Annotated in this window: 8 protein-coding genes; 5 read left to right on the forward strand and 3 right to left on the reverse strand. The window is 73.0% G+C overall.

Going from position 1 to position 12,423, the window contains the following annotated elements:
- The 3 genes from FB157_RS05805 (at nt 1) to FB157_RS05820 (ending at nt 4,713) form a co-directional block, all read left to right on the forward strand.
- Nucleotides 1-3,153 (forward strand): SUKH-4 family immunity protein, encoded by a 3,153-nt coding sequence (locus FB157_RS05805; RefSeq protein WP_145876577.1) that lies wholly within the window; start codon nt 1-3, stop codon nt 3,151-3,153.
- A gap of 218 nt (nt 3,154-3,371) precedes the next feature.
- Nucleotides 3,372-3,578: a dihydrofolate reductase family protein gene (locus tag FB157_RS05815; RefSeq protein WP_145876580.1), complete on the forward strand. Its 207-nt coding sequence runs from the start codon at nt 3,372-3,374 to the stop codon at nt 3,576-3,578.
- 247 nt (nt 3,579-3,825) lie between these two features.
- On the forward strand, nt 3,826-4,713 hold the full coding sequence (locus FB157_RS05820) for a cellulose-binding protein (RefSeq protein WP_186581357.1): 888 nt from the start codon (nt 3,826-3,828) through the stop codon (nt 4,711-4,713).
- Nucleotides 4,714-4,731: 18 nt separating this feature from the next.
- Here FB157_RS05820 and FB157_RS05825 read toward each other — a convergent pair whose 3' ends face one another.
- The 3 genes from FB157_RS05825 to FB157_RS05835 form a co-directional block, all read right to left on the reverse strand.
- The gene (locus tag FB157_RS05825; RefSeq protein ID WP_145876582.1) at nt 4,732-6,375 is read right to left on the reverse strand and encodes a cation acetate symporter; all 1,644 of its coding nucleotides are present in this window, start codon (nt 6,373-6,375) and stop codon (nt 4,732-4,734) included.
- Nucleotides 6,372-6,779: a DUF485 domain-containing protein gene (locus FB157_RS05830; RefSeq protein WP_145876584.1), complete on the reverse strand. Its 408-nt coding sequence runs from the start codon at nt 6,777-6,779 to the stop codon at nt 6,372-6,374. The genes FB157_RS05825 and FB157_RS05830 overlap by 4 nt, the downstream gene beginning before the upstream one ends.
- A gap of 224 nt (nt 6,780-7,003) precedes the next feature.
- Nucleotides 7,004-8,500, reverse strand: coding sequence for an MFS transporter (locus tag FB157_RS05835; RefSeq protein ID WP_145876586.1), 1,497 nt, complete (start codon nt 8,498-8,500; stop codon nt 7,004-7,006).
- A 422-nt stretch (nt 8,501-8,922) separates the two neighbouring features.
- Here FB157_RS05835 and FB157_RS05840 point away from each other — a divergent pair, with 422 nt between their 5' ends.
- Both FB157_RS05840 and FB157_RS05845 read left to right on the forward strand, forming a co-directional pair.
- Entirely contained in the window at nt 8,923-9,711 is a 789-nt protein-coding gene (locus FB157_RS05840; RefSeq protein ID WP_145876588.1) for an ABC transporter ATP-binding protein, read from the forward strand.
- Nucleotides 9,708-12,296, forward strand: coding sequence for an ABC transporter permease (locus FB157_RS05845; RefSeq protein ID WP_145876589.1), 2,589 nt, complete (start codon nt 9,708-9,710; stop codon nt 12,294-12,296). Before FB157_RS05840 ends, FB157_RS05845 begins: the two co-directional genes overlap by 4 nt.
- Nucleotides 12,297-12,423: the final 127 nt, after the last annotated feature.

Here is a 12,423-nt window from a genome sequence, read left to right on the forward strand (position 1 = left end):
ATGGTGACGTTCGCACAGGCGCAGGAGCGCGCCGAGGAGTGGATCAACGGTGATGTTCCCGCGTATCAGCATCGTGAGGTGCGGGTGCGGGAGTTCGAGCTGGGTTTCGTGGTCTGGGGTGAGGACCGTGCGGAGGGCCCGCGTTCGGACGCGGGTGCGCAGCGGCTGGTGATCGCCCGGGACAGCGGCGAGGCGACGCTGTGGCCGGCGCTGCCGGTGGGTGAGGTGATCCGCCGGTACGAGGAGGAGTACGGCCGCACCGAGGTCGAGGACGCGGTGCCGGTGCCGGCGGCTGCGCGGGTGGACCTGAACCAGACGTCGTTCCTGCTGAGTCCGCCGGAGTGGTTGCAGGAGGCGGCGGACAAGCTGGGGATTCCGGACCGTCGGGCGGGGTCGGCGCAGGACGCGGGTGCTGCGGCTGCGGCCGGCTCCGGTGCCGGGGCCGGTTCTTCGGGCGGGGGTTCCGTCGGGGGCGGGGCGCTTGCCGAGACGCAGGCCGGGGTGCCTGCGGCTGCCGACGCGCGGGCCGGGGCCGATGGTGCGGGTACGGCCGGTGGGTCCGGGAGCGGTAGCGGTGCGTCGTGGCCGGCTGCCGGTGCGCCGGGCGTGGGTGCGCCCGGTGGGGTGCCGGGCGTGGCGGAGGTGCCGGACGGGGCTACGCCGTGGGCCGGTACGGACACCAACGGGGATGCGGGTGAGGACCGTTCGGTGCCGTTGCCCGCGACGGTGTTCGCGCCGCCGTTGAGCGATGTGGACGTCGAGCCTTCGCGGTCGCCGGCGGTGGCGCCGGACGCGAAGACGGCGCTGATGTCCGGGGGCAGCCAGCTGCCGCCGACGGCGGTCGCGCCGGCGCTGGACGGTTCGAACGGGCCGGGTGCGCAGAACTTCCCGCCGGGAGCGCAGGGCGGTGCGCCCGCTCCGGGTGGTGCCCCGGGGGCGCCCGGCTTCGCGCAGGCGCCGGGTGCGCCCGGTGCGCCCGCTGCTCCTGGTGTGCCGCAGTACAGCACGCCTCCGCCGCCTCCGGGTGTGTCGTCGTACGGCTATCCGCAGGGTCCGGCGGGCCAGGGCACGCCCCCGCCGGGTGCGCCCGCCTACTCCCCGGCGCCGGGCACTGCGCCCGCGCCCCCTGCAGCGCCTGGTGCGCCGGGTGTTCCGCAGGGCAGCACGCCGCCTCCGGGCGCCCCGCAGTACGGCTATCCGCAGGGCCCGGGCGCGCCGGGTGCTCCCGGTGGCCCGCAGGGTGTCCCCGGGTACGGGTATCCGCAGGCGCCGGGCGTCGTCCCGAACGCGCCGCAGCCGCCGGCCGGCCCGGGTGTCCCGGGGCGTCCGCTCGCGCCGCATGCCGGGGACATCGCGGACGCCGCGACGAGCAAGGCCGCGCCGCCGCCGCGCAAGGGGCGCGGTGGACCGGGTGCGCCGCCTCCGCCGCCGGGTGTTCCCGGTGCTCCGGGTACGCCGGGCGCCCGCCCGGGGAGCACGCCTCCGCCGCCCGCGCCCGGCGCTCCGGGTGCGCCTGCGGGCGGGTACGTGCCGACGCAGCTGGTGTCGTCGCTCGGGCCCCAGGGGCCTGAGGCGCCGGGCGCTCCGGGCGTTCCGGGCGCGCCGGGGGGCGTGGACGCGCCGCAGGCGCCGGGCGCATTCCCGAACGCGCCGGGTGCCCCCAACCCGCCCGGTGCGCCGGGCGTTCCCGGTGGCACCCCTCCGGGCAACGTGCACCACGCGGCCACGATGCTGGCCGACCCGAATCAGATGGGAGGGGGCGCGCCGCAGCCTCCGGGCGCCCCTGGCATGCCCTATCCGCCCGGCGCTCCCGCAGCACCGGGCGCCCCTGGCATGCCTCCGGCCCCCGGCGCACCGCAGTCCCACGGCGCTCCCGGCGCACCCCAGCCCCCGGGTGCCCCGGGCATGCCCGGCGCCCCCGGTGCTTCCGGAGGCGGGCGTGGTGCGGTGCACCACGCGGAGACCGTGTTGGCCGCGCCTCCCGTGGGCGGTCCGGGCGTGCCCCCGCCGCCGCCCGCCCCCGGTGCACTCGGCGCGCCGGGCGCTCCCGGCATGCCGCCCGGCGTCCCGGGAGCCCCGCAGCCGATGCCGCCTGGTGCCGTGCCGTCGGGTGCGATGCCGCCGCCGGGCGGGCCCGGGCCGGGGCAGCCTCCGGCGTACGGCTACCCGCAGCAGGGGCAGCCGACGGTGGGCCCGGGCTATCAGGCCGTGCTGCGCTACCGCGCGCAGGACGGTTCGGAGCAGCAGCTGATCCGGCGTTCGGCGCCGGGCACGCCGCACCCGGAGTGGCAGATCTTCCACGAGCTGCGGGCCATGAACGTGCCGCCGGACCAGGTGCTGGAGCTGCACACGGAGCTGGAGTCGTGCGAGCTGCCGGGTGCGTACTGCGCGCGGATGATCCGGGAGCAGTGGCCGCAGGCGCGGATCACGAGCATCGCGCCGTACGGCACGGATCACGCGAGCCGGCAGCAGGGCATGCAGCAGTTGCTGGCGCACCAGGGCGAGCTGCACCAGGTGGCGGACGGTCCCGCGCGGCCGGCTCCGGTGCGGGCGCCGCTGGCGCCGGTGCAGGCCGTGCCGCCCGTCCCGCCGGAGGGCATCGCACAGGAGCTGGCGGCGGCGTTCGGGCCGGGGGTCTTCCGGTTCGACCAGCAGGCCGTCTCGCGGCAGGGCGTGCCGCCGGTCGTGGCGCACACGCTGGTGGTGGCCGGACTGCCGACGGACATGGCCCCGTTCTTCTGGGCGCAGGCCCAGCCGGGCCGGCCGGTGCCGACGCTGGCGGAGCTGGCGGCCGAGCGCGGGGTGCAGCCGGCCTCGGACGCGGGCTCGTACCTGGTGATGGGCACGGACTTCGGCCGGGCGATCTGTGTGCAGTACGGGACGGCGAACATCGTCGCGGTGCCCGTGGAGGCGGGCCCGGGCGGTGCGCCGGTGCCGCCGCAGTTCGTGAACACCGGACTGCCGGAGTTCGCGCGCTGCCTGGCGCTGCTGGGCCGGATGTGGCGGCTCAGGTTCGGGCTGAACCAGGAGCAGGCGGGCCGCTGGACCGTCGACTTCCAGGCTCAGCTGGCCTCCCTGGACCCGGCGGCGCTGGGTTCGCCGGAGAGCTGGTGGTCGGTGCTGCTTGAGCAGATGTGGGACGGGCTGCTGTAGGCCTGTCCGAGGACGATCGCATCATGCCCTTCACGCGTGCGTGAAGGGCATGATGCGCGGGTGGACCTGGAGCCGTTCCGGGGTGAGCCGGTGGCGTACTGCTACTGCATGTCGCGGCTCGGGGCACCGAGCGAGGATCCGGGCGTACCGCTCACGCCGGCGCTCGACGCCTCCTGGAGGGCGATCTGCCGGAGGCCGTACCGGCCGAGCGGCGGGACGTGGTCGTCAGCGGCAGCCCGGCGGTCGTCCATGCGCTGAGGGCCGCCGACCTGGTCGACGAGTACCGGCTGATGACCTTCCCGGCCGTCCTGGGCGAGGGGCGGCGGCTGTTCCCCGCGGGGAGTCCGCCCGCCGGCCTCGCGTGCCTGCCGGCCGAACAGGCCGGGACCGCCGTCCTCACCCGGCACCGGAGGGCGAAGCGATGACCGTCCGCTTCCTCGCCCTCCGGCTCGCGCCCGTCCGCAGCATGATCGTCACCCTGGCGGAGGACGTGCTCCGGACACCCCGCCCCGTGCCCCCGGACGGCCGCGCGAATCGAGAAGTGCGGCATGCCGCGAGATTCCGACCGTGACATGTCTGCGGAGTGTCGCGTTATGCCCACTTACATCAGATCCATCAGGATGTGCGCCACATCGTCCTGTCGTGTATGTCCGGTGGAGAGGGGTTCCCAGGGTGAGCAGCGCATCGATGACGCCGCACGGCTTCCCGACCGTGCGGGGGCGCGCCTACCGCCCCGGCCAGGTCGACGCGTTCATGGAGGCGCTGTCGCTGGACCGGGACGCCGCGTGGGAGCGCGCCGCGCGGCTGACCGTGCTCGCCAAGGACATGGGTGCGGAGGCCGCGCGGCTGCGCGAGGTGGTCGCGCAGCTCGCTCCCCAGACCTACGAGACGCTCGGAGAGCGGGCTCAGCACCTCTACCGGCTCGCGTTGCAGGAAGAGGCGGACGTCCGCGACCGTGCGCGGCGCGCGGCGGACGAACAGGTCGCGCAGGCCGAAGCGGAAGCCCTCGGCCTGTGCCAGGAGGCGCGGGAAGCGGCGGACGCGCTCCGCGCGGACGCGGACGAACGCGCCCGCCAGTGCCTCCTCGCGGCGCGCGCGGAGGCCGACGGCCTGCGCGTCGGTGCCCGGCTCGAAGTGAAGGAAGCGCGCGGGGAGGCGCTCGCCGCGCTGCGGGAGGTACGGCAGCGCACCGCCTGCATGCTCGTCGAGCAGTCCCGGGAGCTGGCCGAGAGGTGGGAGGCCACGGAACGCGAGGACGCCGAGCGGGCGGCCGCGCTGGAGGCCGGGGAAGCCGAGCGGCTCACCCGGGCCGAGGCCGCCCTCGCCGAGGCGGAACACGCCCTCGGCGAGGCGGAGGAGTTCGGGCGCCGCTGCCAGGAGGAGGCGCGCGTACGGGCCGCGGAGATCGTCGCCGAGGCGCACGCGCGCGAGGAGCGCATCGCCCTGGACACCGAGCGGGTGCTGCGCGAGCACAGCGAGACCTGGGACGACGTCCAGGCGCACATGGACCACGTGCGCAGCAGCCTCATCTCGCTGACGGGCAGGGCGACCCTGGAGTAGCCCCCCGCGCGGACGTCGTCAACCGCCTCTGCGTACCGCCCCGGCGAGGATCCATCCCTCCACGGCCTCGTACTGGCGCCGCTGTTCCTCCGCCTTCCGGCGGCCCGAGACGACCGTGCCCAGCCAGCCGAAGAAGAAGCCGGCCGGGATGGAGACGATGCCCGTCGTGGTGAACGGGAACCAGTTGAAGTCGGCGTGCGGGAAAGCCGATACGGGCGAGCCGGAGACGAGGTTGGTGCCCGGCATGAGCAGGAGCACGGTCAGCGAGCCCCCGAGGAGCGTGCCCATCAGCCCGCTGCGGGTGTAGCGGCGCCAGAAGAGGCCGTACACCAGGGCGGGTGCCAGGGCGGAGGCGCCCAGGCAGAAGGAGAGGGTGACCAGGGGCTGCAGGCTGTACTCCTGCACCATGGTGGCCAGCAGAATCGTCGGCACGCCTATGGCGAGCGCGGACAGCCGGGCCAGGGTCATCTCCCTGCGGGCCGGCATCTCCTGGACCCGGGCGGCGAACACGTCGTGGGCGAGGGAGTTGGCGCAGGCGAGGATCATCCCGGCCACCGAGGCGAGCAGGGTCAGGAAGATCGCCGTGGTGACCATGGTGAACAGGAAGGTCTCCGCGGTCGACACGCCGACACCGAACGCCGCCCGCGAACCCAGCAGGTAGGCCGTGTTGCCCTGCGGGTCGGCCGCCGCGATCGCGCCGCGGCCGACGAGCGCCGTGGCGCCGAACCCGATCACCGTGATGGCCAGGACGAACAGTGCCACGATCGACACCGCCCAGGACAGCGAGCGGCGCACCTGGCGGGCGCTGGAGGCGGTGTATGTGCGCATGGTGATGTGCGGCAGGCAGGCGCCGCCGAGCACGATGGTCAGCTCGGAGGTGATCATGTCCAGGCGGGCGCGCGGGTGCCCGGCGAACTCGAGCCCGGAGTGCAGGAAGGCCGGTCCGGCCCCGCTCTGCCGCGCCGCGGCGCCGAACAGGGCGCCCGGGTCCCAGTCGAAGCGGCGCAGGATCAGTACGGCGATCACGGCGCCCGATCCGACCAGCATCACGATCTTCAGGATCTGGATGAGGGCGGTGCCCTTCATGCCGCCGATCGCCGCGTAACTGATCATCAGCGCGCCGAGGCCGACGACGCAGCCGGTCTTCAGCGACTCGTTCGAGAAGCCGAGGATGAACGCCATCAGCTGTCCGGTGCCCGCGAGCTGGACCAGCATCAGCGGCAGCAGCGAGGCGATCGTCACCGCACAGGTGGTGATCCGCACACTGCGGCCCGGCATCCGGCGGGCCAGCGCGTCACCCATGGTGAACCGGCCCGCGTTGCGCAGCGGTTCGGCCAGCAGGAACATCAGCAGCATCAGCGACAGCGCCGTGCTGAGGGCGAGCACGACACCGTCGTAGCCGCACAGGGCGATCACCCCGCTGGTGCCCAGGACGGTCGCGGCGGAGATGTAGTCGCCCGCTATGGCCAGGCCGTTGCGCAGCGGGGACAGGGAGCCGTAGCCCGTGTAGAACTCGTCGAGGTCGTCGCGGTCCGGGCCGGCCATCACGCACAGCAGAAGCGTGAGGGTGGCGACGGCGGAGAAGGCGACCAGCGACATGCTCTGCGCGGAGCTGCTGAAACCGGTGAAGCCGGAGAGGTCCGCGGCGGCGTCGGCGGTCATCGGGCCGCTCCTCGCCGTGCGTCCAGTTCGGCCTCCTTGCGGATGCGGTCCGCGAGCGGGTCGACATGGCGGCGTGCGGTGTGCTCGTACAGCGCGATCGCCAGCCAGGTGACCGGGAGTTGGAGGAGGGCGAGCAGCAGGCCCGCCGGGATGCCGTCGACGGCCGTTTTCGTCATGACGTCCGGTGCGAACGCGGACAGGACGAGGAACAGGGTGAAGTAGCCGAGCGCGGTGAGGGCGGCGGTGCGGCGCTGCCAGCGGTAGGCACCGCGCAGGATGCGCAGGTCGCTGTGGTGGCCGAGGGGTTCGCGGGGCGGAGTGCGGCGTGGGCGGGACGGTTCGGGGGGCGGAGGCTGCCAGGGGTAGGTGAGGTACGACGGAGGGCGCGGCGGGTCGTAGGACATCCCGGGGCTCCTTGCGTGGCTCGGGTCCGTGGCGGCGGACCGCAGGGAGGTGGGGGGGTGGGAGGAAACGGAGTCACGCACGTTACTCGCCGGTTCCGAGGCGCGCGGGGTTTTCGCCAAACTGGACGGTCGGTATGCGCTTACCGCACGGGAACGGATCTGACCTCGGATGGCACCCGCGTCCACCGGGCGAGCCGGGGAGGATCGCACCGCTTCCCGTGCGGTCACTCCTGCCGCACCGGGAACTTCCGCGGCGCCACCACCAGCAGCACCAGGAAGGCCAGCGCAGCGGCCCCGGCCGCGCCGAAGTACACCGCGTGCACCGCCGCGGCGATCGCCCGCCGCGTCGCCTCCGGAGCCGTACCGCCGTCCCACGCGCGCGTGACGGACTCCAGGTCGCCCGCCCCGCCCAGCCTGGCCGCCAGCACCGCGTTGGCGACCGCGCCGAACAGGGAGGCGCCCAGGGTCTGCCCGGTCTGCCGGCAGAACAGCACCGACGCGGTCGTCGTCCCCCGCTCCGACCAGCCCACCGTCGACTGCACCCCGATGATCAGCGGCAGCTGGAACAGCCCCAGCACGGCGCCCAGCGCCAGCATCAGCAGCATCGGCTGCCACCAGGACCCGGGATACGGCAGGAACGGGAACGCGAGCAGGACCAGCGTGCCCGTGCCGATGCCGATCAGCGCGGTGTCACGGAAGCCGATGCGCCGGTACACGTGCTGACTGAGCGCCGCCGACCCCGACCAGGTCAGCGTCCACACACACAGCACGAGACCGGCGGCCGCCGGTCCGAGCCCGAGCACCGACTGGGCGTACGTGGGCAGGAACACCGACGGCGCCACCATCAGCAGCCCCAGCGCGCCGAACGCCAGATTGACGGCCGCGATCGTCCGGCGCCGCCACACCCACCCCGGGATGATCGGCTCCGCCGCCCGCCGCTCCACCCACACCACCACGCCCACCAGCGCGAACCCCGCACCGAACAGCGCGAGCGAGGGCGCCGACAGCCACGCCCAGGCCACCCCGCCCTGCACCAGCGCGGTCAGCAGCACCCCGCCGCACGCGAACACCGCGAGCGCGCCCGCCCAGTCCACGCGCGCGCGTGCCGCCTTCTCCCGCTCGGGCTCGTGCAGATGACGGACGATCAGCCACAACGCGGCCGTTCCGATCGGCAGGTTGACCAGGAAGATCCAGCGCCAGTCGGCGTACGCGGCCAGCACCCCGCCCAGCCCCGGCCCGGCCACCGCCGACACCGCCCACACCGTGGACAGCCTGGCCTGGATCTTCGGGCGCTCCGCCAGCGGGTACAGGTCGGCGGCCAGCGTCTGCACCGTCCCCTGCAACGCGCCGCCGCCCAGCCCCTGCACGATCCGGAACGCGATCAGCGCCCCCATGTTCCACGCGCCGGCGCACAGCAGCGAGCCCAGCAGGAACACGGCGGCGCCCGCGACCAGGACCGGCTTGCGGCCGAAGGTGTCGGACAGCTTGCCGTAGACGGGCAGGGTGACGGTGACGGCGAGCAGATAGCCGGAGAACAGCCAGGAGAAGACGGAGAACCCGCCGAGGTCGCCGACGATCTGCGGCACGGCGGTGGAGACGATCGTGGCGTCCAGCGCGGCCAGCGCCATCGACAGCATCAGCGCGGCGACGACCGCACCTCTCCTGCCGGTGCGCTGCTCCGTCGTGGCGCCGTCGCGTATCGCGGGTGTCGTACTCCCCACCGGATCCCCCCTCCCGTGCCCCCTGCACCTATCTCCGGTACGACAGCTTCCCACGGCCCGCGTGACTTGACCCTGACGCGACGGGAGGGTGGAGGCTTTCTGGGCCGGAGGGTGGAGCCGACCCTGAGAGGGACTCCACCCGGCGGTGGACCACCCCTAGGGGTATCTCCGTACTACGACCTGGGGAGGGTTCGTACCGCCGGAGGAGGAGATGGACCGGGTGCCGTCCTTAATCTGGCTTTACGCCGTCGGGGGGCGGCTGACCGAACCGGCGGGGGTGGGGTTTTCCCCCGCACAAGAGGGGGCTTCGCACCAGCGCGGGGCACACCCGCCGCACGCGAGACTCGACGCCGTACCCAGGACGACGCACCGGCACACCAGGGCGCGACGGCACACCTGCCAACCGATTTAGGAGATATACCGTGACATCGGCTGTTACCACTACCAGGCACGGGGGAACTGGCGGGCGTACGGCCGTTGCCGCGCGGGCGCGCCAGGTCGTCAAGGCGTACGGGTCCGGCGAGACCCGTGTCGTCGCCCTGGACCATGTGGACGTGGACATCGCCCGGGGCCAGTTCACCGCGATCATGGGCCCCTCGGGTTCCGGCAAGTCCACCCTGATGCACTGCCTCGCCGGCCTCGACACCGTGACCGGCGGGCAGATCTACCTGGACGAGACCGAGATAACCGGTCTGAAGGACAAGAAGCTCACCCAGCTGCGCCGGGACCGGATCGGGTTCATCTTCCAGGCGTTCAACCTGCTGCCCACGCTCAACGCGCTGGAGAACATCACGCTGCCTATGGACATCGCGGGCCGCAAGCCGGACCGGGAGTGGCTGGACCGGGTCGTGGAGACCGTCGGGCTCGCCGGCCGGCTCAAGCACCGGCCCACCCAGCTCTCCGGCGGCCAGCAGCAGCGCGTCGCCGTGGCCCGGGCACTCGCCGCCCGCCCGGAGATCATCTTCGGTGACGAGCCGACCGGAAACCTCGACTCGCGCGCGGGTGCGGAGGTCCTGGGCTTCCTGCGCCGCTCGGTGGACGAGCTGGGCCAGACCATCGTGATGGTCACCCACGACCCGGTCGCCGCCTCCTACGCGGACCGCGTGCTCTACCTCGCGGACGGCAGGATCGTGGACGAGATGTACCAGCCGACGGCCGATCAGGTCCTGGACCGCATGAAGGACTTCGACGCCCGGGGGCGCACGTCATGACCGTCCTGAAGACCTCGATGCGCAACTTCTTCGCGCACAAGGGCCGCATGGCGCTGTCGGCGGTCGCCGTGCTGCTGTCGGTCGCCTTCGTCTGCGGCACCCTGGTGTTCACCGACACGATGAACACCACCTTCGACAAGCTGTTCCAGGCGACCTCGTCGGACGTGACGGTCACCGCCAAGAGCTCCTCCGACACCGGCCAGACCACCTCCCGCACCGGCAAGCCGCCGGTCCTGCCGGCCTCCGTGCTCGGCAGGATCCGCGGGGCCCAGGGCGTCAAGGCGGCCGAGGGCACGGTGTTCTCCACCACGGTGACCGTGGTCGACGCCGACAAGGACAAGCTGTCGCCCAGCAGCGGCGCGCCCACCATCGTCGGCAGCTGGAACGGCAACGACGCCCGCACCATGAAGATCACCTCCGGTACGGCGCCCAAGGGTCCCGGCCAGGTCATGGTCGACGCGGACACCGCCGACAAGCACCACCTCAGGCTCGGCGACGACATCGGCATGATCAACGTCGTCGGCACGCACCACGCGCGCGTGTCCGGCATCGCCACCTTCACCGTCACCAACCCCGGCGCGGCGATCTTCTACCTGGACACGAAGACCGCCCAGCAGAACCTGGTCGGCCGGACCGGTGTGTACACCAACGTCAACGTCACCGCCGCCAAGGGCGTCACCGACGCGCAGCTGAAGAAGAACGTGACCGCCGCGCTCGGCCACGGCTACAAGGTGCAGACCGCCAAGGAGGTCGCCGACGCCAACCAGAAGAGCGTCGAGAGCTTCCTGAACGTCATGAAGTACGCGATGCTCGGCTTCGCCGGGATCGCCTTCCTGGTCGGCATCTTCCTGATCATCAACACCTTCTCGATGCTGGTCGCCCAGCGCACCCGCGAGATCGGCCTGATGCGGGCCATCGGCTCCTCCCGCCGACAGGTCAACCGGTCCGTGCTCATCGAGGCGCTGCTGCTCGGCGTGGTCGGCTCCGTCCTCGGCGTCGGCGCGGGCGTCGGCATCGCGGTCGGCCTGATGAAGCTCATGGGCACCATGGGGATGCACCTGTCCACGGACGACCTGACGGTCGCCTGGACGACCCCGCTGACCGGCCTGCTCCTCGGCGTCGTGGTCACCGTCCTGTCGGCCTACCTGCCCGCCCGGCGGGCCGGCAAGATCTCCCCGATGGCCGCCCTGCGCGAGGCGCACGCCCCGGCCGACGCCAAGGCGGGCCTCGTACGGGCCGCGATCGGCCTGGTCCTCACCGGTGCCGGCGTCGCGAGTCTCTACGTGGCGGGCACCGCCGACAAGGCCAAGGCCGGCTCGTCCTGGCTGGGCCTCGGCGTCGTCCTCACCCTGATCGGGTTCGTCGTCATCGGCCCGCTCCTCGCCGGCGGACTCGTCCGCGTCCTCGGCGCCGTCATGCTGCGGGTCTTCGGCCCCGTCGGCCGGATGGCCGAGCGCAACGCGCTGCGCAACCCGCGCCGCACCGGCGCCACCGGCGCGGCCCTGATGATCGGCCTGGCCCTGGTGGCCTGCCTGTCCGTGGTCGGCTCCTCCATGGTGGCCTCCGCCACCGACCAGCTCGACAAGACGGTCGGCACGGACTTCATCATCCAGCCGGACAACCCGCAGAACGGTCTCATCGCACCCCAGGCGGTCAAGGCCATCAAGGAGACCCCGGGTCTCAAGCGGGTCACCGAGTACCGGCCGGCCGTGGCCGACTTCACCACCCCGGACGGCCAGACGCTCAAGAACACCGACATCACGGCGGCCGACCCGACGTACGCGACCGACCTGCACAAGAAGACGGTCGCCGGGAACCTGAAGGACGCCTACCTGCCCGACTCGATGTCCGTCCACGAGAAGTTCGCCAAGGCCCACGGCATCCACATCGGCTCGAAGATCACCGTCGCCTTCAAGGGGGGCTCCACCGCCCACCTGACGGTCCGCGCGATCACCAGCAGCGACGAGGTGATCGACCAGGGCGCCAAGTACACGTCCCTCGCCACGCTCACCAAGTACGGGCCCGTCGACGACATGCCGCTCGACGCGCTGGTCTTCGCCACGGCCGAGGACGGGCAGCAGGCGGCCGCCTACAAGGCGCTGAAGGCGGCCCTGCACGACGACCACCCCGAGCTGACCGTACGGGACCAGACCGACTACAAGAAGGCGCTGAAGGACCAGATCGGCCAGCTGCTGAACATGATCTACGGCCTCCTGGCCCTCGCGATCATCGTCGCGGTCCTCGGTGTGGTGAACACGCTGGCCCTGTCCGTGGTCGAGCGCACCCGCGAGATCGGCCTGATGCGGGCGATCGGCCTCTCCCGCCGCCAGCTGCGCCGCATGATCCGCCTGGAGTCCGTGGTGATCGCCGTCTTCGGCGCCCTGCTGGGCCTCGGCCTCGGCATGGGCTGGGGCGCGACCGCCCAGAAGCTCCTCGCCCTGGAGGGCATGAAGGTCCTGGAGATCCCCTGGCCGACGATCACCGCCGTCTTCATCGGCTCGGCCTTCGTGGGCCTGTTCGCCGCCCTGATCCCGGCGTTCCGCGCGGGCCGGATGAACGTACTGAACGCCATCGCGACGGACTGAGGCCCTCGGGCCGACAGCCACCGCATACGGGGGTTGCGGGGGAATACCCGGTGCCGGGAAGTCTCATGGGACTTCCCGGCACCGGGCTTTTCGCCGCCCGCGCTCCCGGACCACCCGAGTTGTCCAC

This window comes from Streptomyces sp. BK340 (assembly GCF_007827595.1).
GTDB lineage: Bacteria > Actinomycetota > Actinomycetes > Streptomycetales > Streptomycetaceae > Streptomyces.